Genomic DNA, 17,399 nt, shown 5'->3' on the forward strand with positions numbered 1-17,399 from the left:
AGCCTTACAGCGCCGATGGTACTGCAGGGGGGACCCTGTGGGAGAGTAGGACGCCGCCGAACAATTCTTCAAGAAAACCCCGTACCGGTTCCGGTGCGGGGTTTTCTGCGTTCCGGCCCCCGGGCTCTCCGCAGAGAGCTCCAGGAATCAGGAACAGGAATCAGGAATCCGTCACAGGCGTCCCGCCGCTTTGAGCGCGAGATAGGCGTCCGCCAGTGCCGGAGCCAGATCGTCCGGGGCCGCATCGACGACCGTCACCCCGTGCCGGCGGAGTTGCTCCGCCGTGCGGTGGCGTTCGCTCTGGGCCTGCGCGGCGGCCGCGGCCTCGTAGACCGCCTCCGTGCTTCCGCGGGCCGTGGCCATGCGGGCGACGAAGGGGTCCGCCACCGAGGCGACGAGGATCGTGTGGCGCTGCGTGAGCCGGGACAGGACCGGGAGCAGGCCCTCCTCCACAGGGGCCGCGTCGAGGCTGGTCAGCAGCACGATCAGGGAGCGGCGGGGGGTCGTCCGGAGAGCCGTGGAGGCCAGGCCGCGGGCGTCCAGTTCCACCAGCTCGGGTTCCAGCGTCGCCATCGCGTCGACGAGGGACGGGAGGACATCACGCGCCGTGCGGCCCTGAATGAGGGCGCGGACCCGGCGGTCGTAGGCGAGCAGGTCCACGCGGTCGCCGGCGCGGGCGGCCAGGGCCGCCAGGAGCAGGGCCGCGTCCATGGAAGCGTCCAGGCGCGGGGCGTCGCCCACGCGGCCCGCCGAGGTGCGGCCGGTGTCGAGGACCAGGAGGATGTGGCGGTCGCGTTCGGGGCGCCAGGTGCGGACGGCGACCGTGGTCTGTCGGGCCGTCGCGCGCCAGTCGATGGAGCGGGTGTCGTCGCCGGGGACGTACTCGCGCAGGCTGTCGAACTCCGTGCCCTGGCCGCGGATGAGCACGCTGGTGCGGCCGTCCAGTTCACGCAGGCGGGCCAGCTTGGAGGGGAGATGCTTGCGGCTGGTGAACGGGGGCAGGACACGTACCGTCCAGGGGACCTGGTGGGTGCCCTGGCGGGTGAACAGACCGAGGGGGCCGTACGAGCGGACGGTGACGCGGTCGGCGTGGCGGTCGCCGCGGCGGGTCGGACGCAGCCGGGTCGTCACGCGTCGGCGTTCACCGGCGGGCACCGTCAGGCGGTGGCGGGAGGCCGCCACTTCCGTGCCGGGCTGCCAGCTGCTCGGGGGCCAGGCGTCGCGCAGGCGGGCGCGCAGTGGGCGGCGCGACGGATTGCTGATGGTCAGGGTGACGTCCGCGGCGTCGCCCAGGCGCACCGACGTGTCACCGGAGCGGGTGAGGCCCAGGCGCCGCACCGGCGCGGCGAGCGCGAAGTCGCAGGCGCAGGCCACGGCCAGGGGCGCGTTCACGGCCAGAATGCCCGTCCAGCTGGGGTCCCAGATGCCGACGGGGAGGGAGCCGAGTGCCGCGAGGAGCGCGGCGCGTCCGGTGAACGCCATCAGCGGGGGACGGGGACGTGGGCGAGGATGGCGTTGATGACGGAGTCGGCCGTCACGCCTTCCATCTCGGCCTCGGGGCGCAACTGGACGCGGTGGCGGAGGGTGGGCAGGGCGAGGGCCTTGACGTCGTCGGGGATGACGTAGTCGCGGCCGGTGAGCCAGGCCCAGGCGCGTGAGGTGGCCAGAAGGGCCGTGGCGCCGCGCGGGGAGACGCCGAGGGTGAGGGACGGCGACTCGCGGGTGGCCCGGCAGATGTCCACGACGTAGGCGGTGATCTCGGGGGAGACGGTCGTCTTGGCCACCGCGGCGCGCGCGGCCTCCAGGTCCGCCGGTCCCGCGACCGGGCGTACGCCGGCAGCGCGCAGGTCACGCGGGTTGAAGCCCTCCGCGTGGCGGGTGAGGACACCGATCTCGTCCTGGCGGGACGGCAGAGGGATCGTCAGCTTGAGGAGGAAGCGGTCCAGTTGGGCTTCGGGGAGGGGGTACGTGCCCTCGTACTCGACCGGGTTCTGGGTGGCTGCGACCAGGAACGGCTCGGGGAGCGGGCGGGGGGTGCCGTCGACCGTGACCTGGCGTTCCTCCATGGCTTCCAGCAGGGACGACTGGGTCTTCGGCGGGGTGCGGTTGATCTCGTCGGCGAGGAGCAGGTTGGTGAAGACCGGGCCGGGCTGGAAGGAGAACTCGGCCGTGCGGGCGTCGTAGACGAGGGAGCCGGTGACGTCGCTGGGCATCAGGTCGGGGGTGAACTGGACACGCTTCGTGTCGAGTTCGAGTGCGGACGCGAGGGCGCGGACGAGCAACGTCTTGGCGACCCCGGGGACTCCTTCGAGCAGTACGTGTCCGCGGCACAGCAGGGCGACGACGAGGCCGGTCACGGCAGGGTCCTGGCCGACCACGGCTTTGGCGATCTCGGCGCGCAGGGCCTCCAGGGAGGCGCGGGCTCTGCCCGGATCCCCGGCGTACCCGGCGTTGTCAGTGGTCGGGTCCATCATGGACGGCGTACCTCTCTTTCGAGGGCGTCGAGTCGGTCGGCGAGGGTGATGAGGGCCGCGTCGTCGCTGGGCGGCGGCCCGAAGAGGAGGGAGTGCAGGGCCTGTCCGTCGCCGTGGAGGCGGGCGGACAGGGCGGGGAGCAGGGTCTCGGGCGCGTGCGCCTGGGAGACGGGGACACCCACGAAAGGGGCCAGGCGGATGCGGGTGGCGGAGCGCAGAGCGGCGGCCGCGCGGTCACGGGCGTTCGCCTTGCGGTAGAGGCGGGAGCGGCCTTCGACGGTTTCGGAGGCACGGATCGCCACCGGGAGCTTCTCGGGCACGAGAGGGCCGAGCCGGCGTGCCCGCCAGAGGGCGGCGAGGGCGGCCGCGACGAAAAGCTGGAGGGTGCCCCAGAGCCAGCCGGAGGGCAGCAGTTCGAAGAAGCCCTTCTCGTCGTCCGGTTCGGCGGCCGAGGTGTCGGAGAGCGAGGGGAGGTACCACACCAGATGGGGACGGGAGCCGAGGAGCTGGAGGGCGAGCGAGGCGTTGCCCGCCTTGTCCAGTCGTTCGTTGAAGAGGATGTCGGGCGCGCCGAGGACGATGGTGTCGCCGTGCCCCGACGCCTCCGGGATGCGCAGCAGGGTGGCCAGGCGCTCGCTGGGGTAGCACTTGTCGGCGCCGAGGTTGGTGGTGGTGTAGCGGACGCCGCCGGTGTCGGCGCTGCCGGCGCGGCGGGCGGCGAGCAGGGAGCAGTCGGGGGAGAGGGTGGAACCGATGCTGGTGGCGGGGTCCGCGGTGACGCCGGGAGCGAGCTTCTCGACGGACGCGCTGCCGGCGGCGACCAGGACCGTGCGCCCGCCGGAGTCGGCGGTCGCGGAGCGCAGCAGCGTCTGCTGCCGGCGCGTCAGCAGGTCGGGGACGGCGACCACGAGGGTCGTGTCCGGGGCGGCCGCTGCACGCGCCTGATCCAGGGTGCTGACCACGCGCGTGGACACGCCGCGGTCGGCGAGCAGTTCGGCGACGGCGCGGCTGCCGTAGGGGTCGGCGGAGCGCGGGTCGAGCGTGCCGTGCCGGGTGTCCGAGCGGATCACAGCGATGGCGACGGCGGCCACGAGCAGGAGCGCGACGGCGCCCGCGATGCCGCGCGCGCGGGTCCACCAGCGGCGTGCGGTGGGCGAGGCCGAGGCGGTCGGGAGCGTGGTCGCGGGGGTCATCCGGCGGCTCCCCGGCGGGTGTCGTGGGCCGTCGCGGCGGCCGTGAGCCGGGGCCTGGCGCGCTCGAGGTCGCGGTCGAGTTCGGCGATGCGGTGGTACGATTGCTCGCTCGCGCTGCGTCCGCCGTACGTCACGTCGTCGAAGTCGCGGGCGGCGGCGCGCAGCCGGTCCGCGTGGGAGGGCAACGCGCGGCCCGCCTCCGCGGCCGCCTCGTCGGCGGTGCGGCCGGGCCGGTCGTCGAGCAGGGCGCGCTCCTCCAGGGAGCGGACGATGGCACGCATGCGTTCCTGGACGGCCTGGCTCCAGTGGCCCTGGGCGGCGTGCGCCTCGGCGGCCGCGCGGTGCTCCGCAGCGCTGCGCGGACGGTCGTCGAACAGGGCGGCGGCGGAGGCGGGGCCGCGGCGCGGCGTGCCCAGGCGCCACCACAGCGCACCGAGCACGGCGAGTACGGCCACCACGATGACGACCAGGCCGAGCGTGCCCCCGGGCGTCGTGGTGGAGGCCGAGCCGAGCAGCTTGTCGACCCAGTCCCAGAAGGCGTTGAGGGCCCGCTGGAGCCAGCTGGGGTCGTTCTCGTGGTACATGCGCTTGGACAGTTCGCGCCGGGCCGCCTCCCGCGCGGGATCACGCGGAGTCGTCACCGGCGGTTCGTCACCGGATCCGAGCGTGGACAGCACGGCCGTGAGGACACCCCCCGTCAGGCTCACCGCATCAGCCTCCCGAGCCGGTGCCGTAGCCCTGCAGGCCCGCCGCGCGGGCGAGTTCGAGGTCGAGGGCCTCGCGGCGGATGCGCTGGTCGACGTAGAGGAGGACGGTGACGCCCGCCGTGATGGGGAAGGTGATCATCGAGCCGATCACCGAGCCGATCCCGCTGATGACGAGGAAGGTCCAGCCGGGGTTGCCGCCGGTGTTGTTCAGGAAGAAGGCGATGCCGCCGTCGGCGAACAGGGCCCCGAGGACCGCGAAGGGGATGACGACGATCGACGCGACGATGTTCGCGATGACCGTCGCGAGCAGCTGGATGCCGAAGACGCGCCACCAGGAGCCGCGAACCAGCTTCGCGGAGCGGCTCATCGCCTTCTTGATGCCCTGCTTCTCCAGCATCAGCGCGGGCGAGGCCAGCGAGAAGCGGATCATCAGCCACAGCGCGACCACGCCGCCGCCGAGGGTGCCCAGGACGCCGAGCGCGGCGCCCGCGTCGCCGGATCCCGACACGGCCACGAGGATGCCGGGCAGGGCGCCGCCGAGGACGATGCCGAACGTGATGAGCAGCAGCAGGAAGATCAGGCCGAACAGCTTCACCACCTGCGGGCGGGCGTCGCGCCAGGCCTCGCCGGTGGTGACCGGCTTGCCGAGTACCGCCCGGCTGGTGACGGTCGTGAGCAGGGCGGTCGCCGCGATCGTGCCGAGCAGGGAGATCAGGAAGACGACGCCGGTGTCGAGCACGGTGTCGCCCAGGGCGCGGGTGAGCTCGCTCAGGGTGGCGCTCGGATCGCTCAGCGCCTCGGTGCCGGCTCGGTCGTAGAGGAACAGGCCCTGCAGCAGGATGACGACGACCTGCACCACGACCGCGACGGTCAGCGAGATGCCGAGGACGGTGCGCCAGTAGGTGCGCATGGTGGAGACCGCGCCGTCGAGGATCTCGCCCACGCCGAGCGGACGCAGCGGGATCACGCCGGGCTTTGCCGCGGGCGGGGGACCGCCCCAGCCGCCGCCCCAGCCGCCGTAGGGGACGTGGCCGGGAGCGCCCTGGCCGCCGGGGGCGCCCGGCGGCCGGCCTCCCCAGCCCGGGCCGGACGGCGGGGGCGGCGGGGCCTGGCCCGGGCTCGCCGGACCGGAGGGGGCGGACCACTGGCCTGCGGGCGGCTGCTCCTTGGACCACTTCACGCCCGGTGCCTGCGGGTCCGCGACCGGCTGGTCGGCGGGTTCCGCGGGGCGGTCGCCGGGCTCGGCAGGGCCGGACGCGCCGGGCTCCTGCCCCTCGGACGGGGCGGATCCGGGCGATGCCCAGCCCGGAGTGTCTTTCATCGTCGCTCCTTCACGGTGCCCGTCCGCGGGCGCGGCGGCAGTTCGGCTGCCATCGTGCCATGGGGTGGTCGTCGAGGTACTGGCCGCGGTAGGGGGTGCGGAGCTTCAATTGTCTGCCGGAAAACGGGCAGACTGACCGCATGGCTGATCAGTACGCGCATTCCGGCGAGGACAGCAGGCCGACCGAGATCCCGGCGATCCGCTGGGAGGAGCCACCGGAAGGCCCGGTGGTGGTGCTCCTGGACCAGACGAGGCTGCCGGCAGAGGAGGTCGAGCTGGTCTGCACCGACGCCTCCGCGCTGGTGGAGGCGATCCGTTCGCTCGCCGTGCGCGGCGCGCCGCTGCTCGGCGTCGCCGGGGCGTACGGCGTCGCGCTCGCCGCCGCGCGCGGTTTCGAGGTGGACGACGCGGCGGCCGCCCTGGCGGGTGCCCGGCCCACCGCGGTGAACCTCTCCGTCGGCGTACGCAGAGCCCAGGCGGCGTACCGGGCCGAGTTCGTCAGGAGCGGCGATCCCGCGCAGGCCGCGGCGGCGGCGCTGGCGGCCGCGCGGCAGCTGCACCGGGAGGACGCCGAGGCCAGCACCCGGATGGCTGAGCGCGGTCTGGCGTTGCTGGAGGAGCTGCTGCCCGGCGGCGGGCACCGGATCCTCACCCACTGCAACACCGGCTCGCTGGTGTCGGGCGGCGAGGGGACGGCGTTCGCGGTCGCGCTCGCGGCGCACCGGGCGGGCAAGCTGCGGCGGCTGTGGGTGGACGAGACGCGTCCGCTGCTGCAGGGCGCGCGCCTGACGGCGTACGAGGCGGCCCGCAGCGGGATGGCGTACACCCTGCTCACGGACAACGCGGCGGGTTCGCTGTTCGCGGCCGGCGAAGTGGACGCGGTGCTGATCGGGGCGGACCGCATCGCCGCCGACGGTTCGGTGGCGAACAAGGTGGGGAGCTATCCGCTCGCGGTGCTCGCCCGGTACCACCACGTGCCCTTCGTCGTGGTGGCGCCGGTGACGACGGTGGATCCGGACACGCCGGACGGGGCGTCCATCGAGGTGGAGCAGCGGCCCGGGTTCGAGGTCACCGAGATCATGGCGCCGCAGATGCCGGTGACCGGCGCGGGAGGCGGTCTTCCGGTCGCACCTCTGGGGACGCAGGCGTACAACCCGGCGTTCGACGTGACGCCGCCCGAACTGATCACCGCGATCGTCACGGAGGAGGGCGCCGTGTCGCCCGTGACCGCCGAGGCGCTCGCGGAGCTGTGTGCCAGGTCACGGCAGGTGAGCATGGGCTAGCCGAACAGGGGAGCATCGGCCGGTCGGCGGGGTTACGGACCGCGGGACTCGGCGGGGAGCGGCGACACCCTGCTCCCGCGGCGTCCCCGGCCTGCGGCCGCACCCGGGCGGACGAGGGCAGACAGCAGCGACCCCATACGACTATCGTCACGGGCCAGTGACCTCTCTCACCAGCGCCCCGGTCACTGTTACGAGAATGGGATGATGTCGTTTATGAAGGGACGAGTCCTCGTCGTCGACGACGACACCGCACTGGCCGAGATGCTCGGCATCGTGCTGCGTGGTGAAGGTTTTGAACCGTCTTTCGTAGCCGACGGCGACAAGGCGCTGGCCGCGTTCCGTGAGTCCAAGCCCGACCTGGTGCTGCTGGACCTGATGCTGCCCGGGCGGGACGGCATCGAGGTGTGCCGTCTGATCAGGGCGGAGTCCGGGGTGCCGATCGTGATGCTCACGGCCAAGAGCGACACGGTCGACGTCGTCGTCGGCCTGGAGTCGGGCGCGGACGACTACATCGTGAAGCCGTTCAAGCCGAAGGAGCTGGTCGCCCGGATCCGGGCGCGCCTGCGCCGGTCGGAGGAACCGGCGCCGGAGCAGCTCGCCATCGGCGACCTGGTCATCGACGTGGCCGGGCACTCCGTCAAGCGGGACGGGCAGTCGATCGCGCTGACGCCGCTGGAGTTCGACCTGCTGGTCGCGCTCGCGCGCAAGCCGTGGCAGGTGTTCACGCGCGAGGTGCTGCTCGAGCAGGTGTGGGGCTACCGGCACGCCGCCGACACCCGCCTGGTCAACGTGCACGTCCAGAGACTGCGCTCGAAGGTCGAGAAGGACCCGGAGCGCCCGGAGATCGTGGTGACCGTCCGTGGCGTCGGGTACAAGGCGGGACCCAGCTGATATGTCCGGTGACAGTGCCGCTTCGGAGCCCGGGCCGGGCGGGGCCCGCGCCGGGCGGCCTGTCGGCCGGAACGCGGCGGGCTCCCGCTGGCGACGCCTCTTCGAGGGCGGGCTGCTGCAGGGCGGCGTCCAGGGCAGCCCTGTCCTGCGGCTGCTCCTGCGGTGGGTACGGCGGCCGCTGCTGCCGGTGATGCGGCTGTGGCGGCGCAACATCCAGCTGAAGATCGTCGTCACGACGCTGCTGATGTCCCTGGGCGTCGTCCTGCTGCTGGGCTTCGTCGTCATCGGGCAGGTGCGCAACGGTCTGCTGGACGCCAAGGTGAAGGCCTCGCAGAGCCAGGCCACCGGTGGGTTCGCGGTGGCCAAGCAGAAGGCCGACGAGGCCGCCTCCGGCACCGTCGACGACGGCACCGCGGCCGACGGCCGCCCCACGCAGAACCTCACCCCGTGGATGAGCGAACTGGTGTCCTCCCTGTCCAGCGGCGGCCAGGGCGCCTTCGACGTGGTCACCCTGCCGGTGGGCGACGACAGCGGCGGCGGACGCGGCCCGCGCGCCTCCGGGTACGTCGACCCGTCGGTCAGCGTGCCCGACGCTCTGCGCGCGCGGATCGACAAGAGCACCGCGGCCGCCCAGAGCTACACCCGCATCGTCTACAGCAACGGCAAGGAATCGCAGCCGGCGCTGGTCATCGGCAAGCAGGTCAACGACCCCAACGGCGACCCCTACCAGCTCTACTACCTCTTCCCGCTCACGCAGGAGGAGAAGTCGCTGAGCCTGGTCAAGGGCACGCTGGCGACCGCCGGACTGTTCGTCGTCGTCCTGCTCGGGGCGATCGCCTGGCTGGTGGTGCGGCAGGTCGTCACGCCCGTGCGGATGGCGGCCGGCATCGCCGAGCGGCTGTCGGCCGGGCGGCTGCAGGAACGCATGAAGGTCACCGGCGAGGACGACATCGCGCGGCTCGGCGAGGCCTTCAACAAGATGGCGCAGAACCTGCAGCTGAAGATCCAGCAGCTGGAGGACCTGTCGCGGATGCAGCGGCGGTTCGTGTCGGACGTGTCCCACGAGCTGCGGACGCCGCTGACGACCGTACGCATGGCCGCGGACGTCATCCACGAGGCCCGGGAGGACTTCGACCCGGTGACCGCGCGGTCGGCGGAACTGCTCGCCGACCAGCTGGACCGCTTCGAGTCGCTGCTCGCGGATCTGCTGGAGATCAGCCGCTTCGACGCGGGCGCGGCGGCCCTGGAGGCGGAGCCGATAGACCTCAGGGAGGTCGTGCGGCGCGTGGTCAGCGGCGCCGAGCCGCTCGCGGAGCGCAAGGGCACGAAGATCCGGGTCGTCGGCGACCAGCAGCCCGTCGTCGCCGAGGCGGACGCCCGGCGGGTGGAGCGGGTGCTGCGCAATCTCGTCGTCAACGCGGTGGAGCACGGCGACGGCAAGGACGTCGTCGTCAAGCTCGCCGCGGCGGGCGGGGCGGTCGCGATCGCGGTGCGCGACTACGGCGTCGGGCTCAAGCCCGGCGAGGCGACCCGCGTCTTCAGCCGTTTCTGGCGGGCCGACCCGGCACGTGCGCGTACCACGGGCGGTACCGGGCTGGGGCTGTCCATCGCGCTGGAGGACGCGCGGCTGCACGGCGGCTGGCTGCAGGCGTGGGGCGAGCCGGGCGGCGGGTCGCAGTTCCGGCTGACGCTGCCGCGCACGGCGGACGAGCCGCTGCGTGGCTCCCCCATCCCCCTGGAGCCCAAGGACTCGCGGCGCAACCGCGGGCTCAACGGCGCCGGGCTGCCGCGCGGGGGCGGCGGGAAGACGGCGACGGTGCCCGCGACGGTGCCTGTGCAGCCGGCCGAGATGTCGTCGCTGACCCCGCGGCTGGGCGGCCCGGCCCCCACCGCCGACCCGACGGCGCTGCCCGGGAACGGCGCGCGCGTGGTCTCCCGGCCCGTCCCGGGCACGCGAGGACGGGAAGACGGACAGACCGGCACCGGAGGCTCCGCCAGGGAGGGAGCGCGCTCCGGGAACGAGGCATCCGCCAGGGACGAGGCATCCGCCAGGGACGGGGCGCCCGCCGCTGACGGGGCGCGCGACGAGACCGCGAGCCGCCCGGACGCCGGTCCGCAGGACTCGAACAGGGAAGGGAAGGCGACCCGTGGGCGCTGACCGCGAGGGGGGCGCCCGGCACATGCCGGCGCGCGCGGTGGCGTACGCCACCTGTGGTGCCGTACTGCTGACCGGGTGCGCCTCGATGCCCGACAGCGGGGATCTGCGCGGCGTCGACTCCACCCCGCGGCAGGACACCCAGGTGCGGGTGTTCGCCGTGCCGCCGCAGGACAACGCCCCGCCCCCGGACATCGTCTCGGGCTTCCTGGAGGCGCTGACCAGCGACGACCCCGACTACTCCACGGCGCGCCTGTACCTGACGGGCAAGGCGTCGCAAATGTGGCGGCCGGGCCTGTCCACCACGGTCCTCGCGGACGGTCCGGGCACCGATCCAGACCGCTCGGACGCCCGGGAGGACAAGGACGAGCTGTCGTTCACGCTGACTGGCACAAAGGTCGCCACGGTGGACGCGCAGCAGTCCTACCGGCCGGCCGAGGGCAGCTACCACGCTCTGGTGCACCTCACGCGGAATCGGAAGACCAACCAGTGGCGCATCGACCGGCTGCCGCAGGGCCTGGTGATGGGCAAGTCGGACTTCCAGCGCAACTACATGTCCGTCAACAAGTACTACTTCGCCTCGAACACCGCCACGGGCAGCGAGACGCAGGCCGCGGCCGTCGCCGACCCGGTGTACGTGCGGCGGCGCGTCGATCCCATGACTCAGGTGGTGCGCTCCCTGCTCAACGGGCCCACGACCTGGCTCGACCCCGTGGTCCGGACGAGTTTCCCCACCGGCGCGGCCCTGGAGAAGGGCGTCGCCTCGCTGGCGCCCGACGACCGGAGCAAGCTCACCGTGCCGCTGAACGGCAAAGCCGCCCGGGTGGGCACCGGCATGTGCCGCGAGATGGCGGCCCAGTTGCTGCTCACGCTGCAGAACCTCACGCCGGCGGTCGACCAGGTCGAGCTGCGCTCCGGCGGCTCGCGGCTGTGCTCGCTCGGCGAGGAGCGGGTCGACGACGTGGCCGCGCCCGCTTCCGCCCAGCACCCTTCCTATCTGTACTTCATCGACGGCAAGAACAGGCTCGTACGGATAGCCGCCGGCATCAGCGGGACCAACGCCAGCGCGGTGCCGGGGGCACTGGGCGAGGGCGGCAAGGCGCTGCGCTCGGTGGCCGTGGCACGCGACGAGCGCACCGCGGCCGCGGTCACCGCCGACGGCCAGGCGTTGTACGTGGCGTCGCTGGTGTCGGGCGGATCGCTCGGGGACCCCGTGCTGGTCAGCCGCGGCAAGACGGAGGACGACCGGCTGACGGCGCCCAGCTGGGACGCGCACGGCGACCTCTGGGTGGCCGACCGCGACCCGGACGACCCGCGCCTGCTGCTGCTGGAGCAGGGCAGGGACGAGCCGCTGGTGGTGACGACCTCGGGACTGGACGGGCGCATCGAGGACGTGCGGGTGGCCGCCGACGGGGTGCGGATCGCGTTGGTGGTGGCCAAGGGCAAGAAGAAGTCCCTGCTCATCGGGCGGATCGAACGACACGCGGACACGGATGAGCGGGCGGTGTTCTCGGTGGTCGGACTGCGCTCCGCGACACCGGAGCTGGAGGACGTCACGGCCATGTCGTGGGCCGGTGACACCCGGCTCGTGGTGGCCGGGCGCGAGCAGGGCGGCGTGCAGACCATGCGGTACGTCGAGGTCGACGGCTCCACGCCGGAAATGGCGGCGCCCGCGGCGCTGACGGGGGTCAAGGAGATCACCGCGGCGGAGGACGACGGGCTGCCGCTGGTGGCGTACTCCGAGGACGACGGGATCGTCCGGCTGCCGTCGGGGGCGCAGTGGCAGAAGGTGGTCACGGACGGGAGGGCGCCGGTCTATCCGGGGTGAGCCGCCGGTCCGTGTCCGGGGTGCGTCGCCGGTCCGTCCGGGATGCGCCGCCGGTTCGGTCCTGGGCCGGCGGCCGGGTCTCGCTGGTTGTCCACAAGGGTGGCCGGCCGGGTCTCGCTGGTTGTCCACAGGGGTGGCCGGCCGGCTTCGATGTCGGCACAGTGGTGGGCATGCGGGGGTGGTGGCAGGACCTCACCGACCTGGTGCTGCCGGCCGAGTGCGGAGGCTGCGGGATGCCTCGCACGGCTCTCTGTCCCGAGTGCCGTGCCGCCCTGGACGGGGCCGTACCGAGCCGGGTGCGACCGGTGCCGGAACCACCCGGGCTGCCCGTGGTGCACGCGGCCGCCCGGTACGCGGACGAGGTGCGGGCCGTGCTGCTGGCCCACAAGGAGCGCGGCGCGCTGGCGCTCGCGGCGCCGCTGGGGACCGCCTTGGCACAGGCGGTGCGGGCGGGGCTGAGGGAGGCACGGCGCAGCGGCCGCGGAACCGCGCGCCGTGACGGTCCCGTGCTGCTGGTCCCCGTGCCGTCCGCCCGTGCCGCCGTGCGGGCGCGGGGGCACGACCCGGCGCGGCGGATCGCGCTCGCGGGGGCGGGCGAACTGCGCCGGACGGGGACGCCGGCCCGGGTGCTGGCCGTGCTGCGGCAGCGGCGTGCCGTGGCCGACCAGTCGGGGCTCGACGCGCGGCAGCGGCTCGACAACCTCGCCGACGCACTGGCCGTGGCGCCGGGCGGTGCGCGGCTGCTGCGCGGAGCACAGGTGGTGCTGGTCGACGACCTGATGACGACGGGCGCATCCCTGGCGGAGGCGGCACGCGCCGTGCGGGCCGCGCGGTCGGAGCGGGAGGGGCAGGAGCCGGCGACGGGCGGGAGGGGGCGCGGGCGGGTTCCGCAGACAGTGGGGATGACGGCTGTGTACCCGGCCGCAACTCGGGAAGGCAGAAAGGAACGAACAGCCGGAACAGGGAACGAGGGCGCCGCAATAGGGAACGAAGGCGTGGGCCGCGGCCGGACGGCGCCCGGAACGACGGAGGCGGTCGGCGCGGACGCCGTGGTGTGCGCGGCCGTGGTCGCCGCACCGCCGGATTCTTTTGAAATGAACCGGAACTGACTGTGAACGCGCGTCGTTGCAGGCAACGAGAGCATCAAATCACCGGAACGGAGGTACGGGGCAGTAGAGGGTGACGACATCCGTCCGGGCGAGATATGTTCAGTTGTGAGGGAAAGGCCCAGGCCATACCCCTCCTGAGCGAATGCCGCGCTGCGGGATTTGCACCATCACCCGTGCCGGTGGGGTGGAGATCTCGCCCATGGGGGAGGAGGAGGTGGAAGTCACCGAGTCCGAGATTCCGGAACTCACCGGAATCTGGTGCACAAGGGAGATGCTCCGCCGCCGAAGCGGAGCAATCCGGGAACGGAGTTCTGCGTGGACATCGTCGTCAAGGGCCGCAAGACCGAGGTGCCCGAGCGGTTCCGCAAGCACGTGGCCGAGAAGCTGAAGCTGGAGAAGATCCAGAGGCTCGATGCCAAGGTGATCAGCCTCGACGTCGAGGTGTCCAAGGAGCCGAACCCCCGACAGGCCGACCGCTGCGACCGAGTGGAGATCACGCTCCGCTCCCGCGGTCCGGTGATCCGGGCGGAGGCGGCGGCCAGCGATCCGTACGCAGCCCTCGACCTGGCCGCGGAGAAGCTGGACGCCCGGCTGCGCAAGCAGCACGACAAGCGGTTCTCGCGCCGTGGCGCACGCAGGATCTCGGCAGCCGAGGTCCCCGATCACGTCCCGGACGCGGCGACGCTCAACGGGAACGGCGGCACCGTCTACGAGGAGGAGTCGGACGGTGTGCCCACGAAGAAGATCGGCTCGCTGGAAGTGAAGGGGGAAGGACCCCTCGTCGTACGCGAGAAGACTCACGTTGCCTCACCGATGACGCTCGACCAGGCCCTTTACGAGATGGAACTGGTCGGCCACGACTTCTATCTGTTCGTCGACTCCGAGACCAAGGAACCCAGTGTCGTCTACCGGCGGCACGCCTATGACTACGGCGTCATCCACCTCAGCACCGACCCGATGGTCGCCCAGGCGCAAATCCCCGGCGCGGGCGGCACCGTGGGTGAGTGACCGCGCGGTCGAGCGGTGAACCGGTGCCCCTGGAGCGCGTGTGCGCCCCCAGGGGCACCTGCGTGCGACCACTTCGCGCCCCGCTCCGTCACCGCGTTGCCGCCCAGGCATGGAATCATGGCGACAACGGCCCAACGGGTGGGCCGTTGCCTTGGGTTGGCGATGGCACAGGACCACAGGCCACAGCCTTCAGGGGGAGGAACGATGGCGGACAGCTTCGGACCGATGCATGACGAGGATGCCGACGACGGCGTCATCGGCATGGGCCCGGACGCGGGCACCTCACGCAAGGAGCCGATCAGAGTCCTTGTCGTGGACGACCACGCCCTGTTCCGCCGTGGCCTGGAGATCGTGCTCGCCGCCGAGGAGGACATCCAGGTCGTCGGCGAGGCGGGAGACGGCGCGGAGGCCGTCGACAAGGCCGCCGACCTGCTGCCGGACATCGTGCTGATGGACGTCCGCATGCCCAAGCGGGGCGGGATCGAGGCCTGCACCTCGATCAAGGAGGTGGCCCCCAGCGCCAAGATCATCATGCTGACGATCAGCGACGAGGAAGCCGACCTCTACGACGCGATCAAGGCGGGCGCGACCGGCTATCTCCTCAAGGAGATCTCCACGGACGAGGTGGCCACCGCCATCCGGGCGGTGGCCGACGGACAGTCGCAGATCAGCCCGTCCATGGCGTCGAAGCTGCTCACCGAGTTCAAGTCGATGATCCAGCGCACCGACGAGCGCCGGCTCGTGCCCGCGCCGCGGCTGACCGACCGCGAACTGGAAGTCCTCAAGCTCGTCGCCACGGGCATGAACAACCGTGACATCGCCAAGGAGTTGTTCATCTCCGAGAACACCGTGAAGAACCACGTGCGCAACATCCTGGAGAAGCTGCAGCTGCACTCCAGGATGGAGGCCGTGGTGTACGCGATGCGGGAGAAGATCCTCGAGATCCGCTAGCAGAGAGCAGGCGAGCGGGCGAGCGGATCAGGCCAGCAGGCGGGCGAGTTCCCTCACCAGGGGTTCGCGCAGGTCCGCCGCGTCCACCCGCTCGACACGCACGTCCGTGCACTCCACCCAGCCCGCCGCCTCCACCAGGGCCTGCGCCACCGCCGGAACCGCCTTCGCGCCGTCCACGGTGACCTGCCTGGCCACCAGCGTGCGGCCCTCGCGGGCGGGGTCCACCCGGCCGACCAGGCGGCCGCCGGCGAGCACCGGCATCGCGAAGTAGCCGTACACCCGCTTCGGCTTGGGGACGTAGGCCTCCAGGCGGTGGGTGAAGCCGAAGATCCGTTCCGTGCGCGCCCGTTCCCAGATCAGGGAGTCGAAGGGGGACAGCAGCGTGGTGCGGTGGCGGCCGCGCGGGGGTGTCCCGAGGGCCGTGGGGTCGGCCCAGGCCGGCTTGGACCAGCCCTCGACCGTGACCGGCACCAGGCCCGAGTCCGCGATCACCGCGTCGACCTGCTCGCCCTTGAGGCGGTGGTAGTCGGCGATGTCCGCGCGCGTGCCGACCCCGAGGGACTGCCCCGCCAGGCGGACCAGGCGGCGCAGGCACTCCGTGTCGTCCAGACCGTCGTGCAGCAGCGGGCCGGGGATCGCGCGCTCGGCGAGGTCGTACACCCGCTTCCAGCCGCGGCGGCGCACGCACACCACCTCGCCGTACATCAGCGCACGCTCGACGGCGACCTTGGAGCCGGACCAGTCCCACCACTCGCTGGTCCGCTTAGCGCCGCCCAACTCTGTGGCCGTCAGCGGGCCTTCGGCGCTCAACTGCTTGATCACCCGGTCGTAGGCGCCGTCCGGGAGGGCGTGGTTCCAGTGCGGGCGGGCGCGGTAGGCGCGGCGGCGGAAGGCGAAGTGCGGCCACTCCTCGACGGGGAGTATGCATGCCGCGTGCGACCAGTACTCGAAGGAGTGCGCCTGCACGGTGGGCGCGGCCCAGTAGGCGTCCTCGACCGTCCTGCGGCCCACCGCGCCGAGGCGGGCGTAGGGGATGAGTTCGTGGGAGCGGGCCAGGACGGAGATCGTGTCCAGCTGGACCGCGCCCAGGTGGCGCAGGATGCCGCGGACGCCGGCTCTGCGGTCGGGCGTGCCGAGGAGGCCCTGGGCGCGCAGGGCGATGCGGCGGGCCTCGTCGGCCGACAGGTCGATGGAGGTACGCGGGGTCGTCATGGTCCGCACGATAGGGGCCGGCACTGACAGTTCGGCGTGAGCTGCGGCTTCCGGCGACGTGCCGGAACCGCGCCAGGGGCGGGGAGGCGCTAGGGCGGGTATTGAGTTGTGATCATTGGGTGCTTCGCGTGAGGTCCTTGATCCAGATCATGGAGGCCCGGAGGTGGAGTCCGGCTTGGTAGCTCTCGGGCATCTTGTCGTAGCGGGTGGCGATGCCGCGCCACGCCTTGAGCTTGTTGATCAAGCGCTCGACCGTGTTCCGTTCCTTGTACAGGTCGGTGTCGTGGGTGAGAGGCCGGCCACCCCGGCTGCCCTTCCTTTTCCGGTTGGCGGTCTGGTCTTTCTTCTCCGGGATGACGGCTTTGATGTTCCGTCTACGCAGGTAGGCGCGGTTGCCGCGAGAGGAGTAAGCCTTGTCGCCGGCGACAGCGTCGGGCCGGGTGCGGGGCCTGCCGGCCGGACCGCGGACCCGCAGCTTGTCGAGAACCGGGATGAACTGCGGGCTGTCGGCGGCCTGTCCCGCAGTCAGAGTCAGCACGAGCGGTCGGCACTGGCGGTCGCAGGCGATGTGGACCTTGCTGGTCTGCCCGCCCCGCGAGCGTCCGAGCAGGGCGGCCTTCAGCCGCAGCTTGCGGCGCAGCCGGAGACGTCGCCGCTCGGCAACACCCTCGGCTTCCGGCCCGGTTTGTTCTACTTCGGCGCCCCCTTTGACCGGGCCTTCTCCTCCGCGGCCTTCTCCAGGGCGTCGAGCACTTCGGCGTCCAGCCGCACGCCGGCCGCGTCATGGTGGGCACGGGTGGTGGTGGAGTCCACGCTGACCAGGGAGAGGTCCACCTCGCCCCGCGCGGCCGCCTGCGCTATCAGCCCCTCCAGCAGGGCCTCGAAGACACCGGTGTCCCGCCACTGGCGGAAGCGGTTGTGCACGGTGGACCACGCACCGAACTCGGCCGGCATCTCACGCCACTGCGCTCCCGAGCGGAACTTCCAGATTACGCCCTCGAACTGCTTCCGCAGCCGCGCGGGATACGGGCCGTACTCGCCGATCGGCAGGTACGGCGCCACGTACTCCCACTCCAAGTCCGTCAGTTGCGCCCGTGTCATGCATTACGACTACCGGACCCGCCCGCTCAACGAGGGCGAAACGCACAGATTGATCGCGACTCGATACACGCCCTAGTACTGCAACGACACTCCGTGACGTGGAGTGTTGCGCGTCGTTGGTCACTTTGTGACGGGAGAGATAGCTGACGAGTGGTCAGTTCTGTTC

At 72.4% G+C, this 17,399-nt stretch carries 13 protein-coding genes and 1 pseudogene; 7 read left to right on the forward strand and 7 right to left on the reverse strand.

The genetic code is table 11. From position 1 onward, the window contains the following. Window positions 1-171: 171 nt before the first annotated feature. The 5 genes from ACH4ZX_RS39405 to ACH4ZX_RS39425 are packed head-to-tail and all read right to left on the reverse strand — an operon-like array spanning window position 172 to window position 5,695. On the reverse strand, window positions 172-1,482 hold the full coding sequence (locus tag ACH4ZX_RS39405) for a DUF58 domain-containing protein (RefSeq protein WP_398283609.1): 1,311 nt from the start codon (window positions 1,480-1,482) through the stop codon (window positions 172-174). Further along, window positions 1,482-2,471, reverse strand: coding sequence for an AAA family ATPase (locus tag ACH4ZX_RS39410; protein ID WP_398283611.1), 990 nt, complete (start codon window positions 2,469-2,471; stop codon window positions 1,482-1,484). Before ACH4ZX_RS39410 ends, ACH4ZX_RS39405 begins: the two co-directional genes overlap by 1 nt. After that, window positions 2,471-3,667, reverse strand: coding sequence for a DUF4350 domain-containing protein (locus tag ACH4ZX_RS39415; RefSeq protein ID WP_398283613.1), 1,197 nt, complete (start codon window positions 3,665-3,667; stop codon window positions 2,471-2,473). The genes ACH4ZX_RS39410 and ACH4ZX_RS39415 overlap by 1 nt, the downstream gene beginning before the upstream one ends. Then, the gene (locus ACH4ZX_RS39420) at window positions 3,664-4,374 is read right to left on the reverse strand and encodes a DUF4129 domain-containing protein (protein ID WP_398283615.1); all 711 of its coding nucleotides are present in this window, start codon (window positions 4,372-4,374) and stop codon (window positions 3,664-3,666) included. Before ACH4ZX_RS39420 ends, ACH4ZX_RS39415 begins: the two co-directional genes overlap by 4 nt. A gap of 4 nt (window positions 4,375-4,378) precedes the next feature. Then, complete coding sequence (locus tag ACH4ZX_RS39425; protein WP_398283617.1) at window positions 4,379-5,695, reverse strand: glycerophosphoryl diester phosphodiesterase membrane domain-containing protein; 1,317 nt, start codon at window positions 5,693-5,695, stop codon at window positions 4,379-4,381. 140 nt (window positions 5,696-5,835) lie between these two features. Here ACH4ZX_RS39425 and mtnA point away from each other — a divergent pair, with 140 nt between their 5' ends. The 7 genes from mtnA (at window position 5,836) to ACH4ZX_RS39460 (ending at window position 14,920) form a co-directional block, all read left to right on the forward strand. Next, window positions 5,836-6,978, forward strand: coding sequence for an S-methyl-5-thioribose-1-phosphate isomerase (gene mtnA, locus ACH4ZX_RS39430; protein WP_398283619.1), 1,143 nt, complete (start codon window positions 5,836-5,838; stop codon window positions 6,976-6,978). 201 nt (window positions 6,979-7,179) lie between these two features. Further along, complete coding sequence (gene mtrA / locus ACH4ZX_RS39435; RefSeq protein ID WP_187284748.1) at window positions 7,180-7,869, forward strand: two-component system response regulator MtrA; 690 nt, start codon at window positions 7,180-7,182, stop codon at window positions 7,867-7,869. Window position 7,870: 1 nt separating this feature from the next. Continuing rightward, complete coding sequence (gene mtrB, locus ACH4ZX_RS39440; protein WP_398283621.1) at window positions 7,871-10,027, forward strand: MtrAB system histidine kinase MtrB; 2,157 nt, start codon at window positions 7,871-7,873, stop codon at window positions 10,025-10,027. Then, window positions 10,017-11,852, forward strand: a complete 1,836-nt coding sequence (locus tag ACH4ZX_RS39445) for an LpqB family beta-propeller domain-containing protein (protein ID WP_398283623.1) — start codon at window positions 10,017-10,019, stop codon at window positions 11,850-11,852. The genes mtrB and ACH4ZX_RS39445 overlap by 11 nt, the downstream gene beginning before the upstream one ends. Before the next feature lie 170 nt (window positions 11,853-12,022). After that, on the forward strand, window positions 12,023-12,961 hold the full coding sequence (locus ACH4ZX_RS39450; protein WP_398283625.1) for a ComF family protein: 939 nt from the start codon (window positions 12,023-12,025) through the stop codon (window positions 12,959-12,961). Window positions 12,962-13,276: 315 nt separating this feature from the next. Beyond that, entirely contained in the window at window positions 13,277-13,969 is a 693-nt protein-coding gene (gene hpf / locus ACH4ZX_RS39455; protein WP_360752445.1) for a ribosome hibernation-promoting factor, HPF/YfiA family, read from the forward strand. A gap of 204 nt (window positions 13,970-14,173) precedes the next feature. Beyond that, the gene (locus tag ACH4ZX_RS39460; protein ID WP_360752448.1) at window positions 14,174-14,920 is read left to right on the forward strand and encodes a response regulator transcription factor; all 747 of its coding nucleotides are present in this window, start codon (window positions 14,174-14,176) and stop codon (window positions 14,918-14,920) included. Window positions 14,921-14,947: 27 nt separating this feature from the next. Here the strand turns inward: ACH4ZX_RS39460 and ACH4ZX_RS39465 are convergent, their stop codons facing one another. Both ACH4ZX_RS39465 and ACH4ZX_RS39470 read right to left on the reverse strand, forming a co-directional pair. Further along, the gene (locus tag ACH4ZX_RS39465; RefSeq protein ID WP_398283628.1) at window positions 14,948-16,132 is read right to left on the reverse strand and encodes a winged helix-turn-helix domain-containing protein; all 1,185 of its coding nucleotides are present in this window, start codon (window positions 16,130-16,132) and stop codon (window positions 14,948-14,950) included. Window positions 16,133-16,244: 112 nt separating this feature from the next. After that, window positions 16,245-17,233: pseudogene (locus ACH4ZX_RS39470) on the reverse strand (IS5 family transposase). Window positions 17,234-17,399: the final 166 nt, after the last annotated feature.

Origin of the sequence: Streptomyces sp. NPDC020490 (genome assembly GCF_044335305.1) — a bacterium.
Classification (GTDB): domain Bacteria; phylum Actinomycetota; class Actinomycetes; order Streptomycetales; family Streptomycetaceae; genus Streptomyces.

Bases quoted from the DNA above. Each gene is read 5' to 3' on its own strand.
- mtnA (WP_398283619.1), top strand. From the start codon at position 5,836: ATGGCTGATCAGTACGCGCATTCCGGCGAGGACAGCAGGCCGACCGAG.
- ACH4ZX_RS39410 (WP_398283611.1), bottom strand. From the start codon at position 2,471: ATGGACCCGACCACTGACAACGCCGGGTACGCCGGGGATCCGGGCAGA.
- ACH4ZX_RS39460 (WP_360752448.1), top strand. From the start codon at position 14,174: ATGGCGGACAGCTTCGGACCGATGCATGACGAGGATGCCGACGACGGC.
- mtrA (WP_187284748.1), top strand. From the start codon at position 7,180: ATGATGTCGTTTATGAAGGGACGAGTCCTCGTCGTCGACGACGACACC.
- ACH4ZX_RS39405 (WP_398283609.1), bottom strand. From the start codon at position 1,482: ATGGCGTTCACCGGACGCGCCGCGCTCCTCGCGGCACTCGGCTCCCTC.
- ACH4ZX_RS39425 (WP_398283617.1), bottom strand. From the start codon at position 5,695: ATGAAAGACACTCCGGGCTGGGCATCGCCCGGATCCGCCCCGTCCGAG.
- ACH4ZX_RS39465 (WP_398283628.1), bottom strand. From the start codon at position 16,132: ATGACGACCCCGCGTACCTCCATCGACCTGTCGGCCGACGAGGCCCGC.
- ACH4ZX_RS39415 (WP_398283613.1), bottom strand. From the start codon at position 3,667: ATGACCCCCGCGACCACGCTCCCGACCGCCTCGGCCTCGCCCACCGCA.
- mtrB (WP_398283621.1), top strand. From the start codon at position 7,871: ATGTCCGGTGACAGTGCCGCTTCGGAGCCCGGGCCGGGCGGGGCCCGC.
- ACH4ZX_RS39450 (WP_398283625.1), top strand. From the start codon at position 12,023: ATGCGGGGGTGGTGGCAGGACCTCACCGACCTGGTGCTGCCGGCCGAG.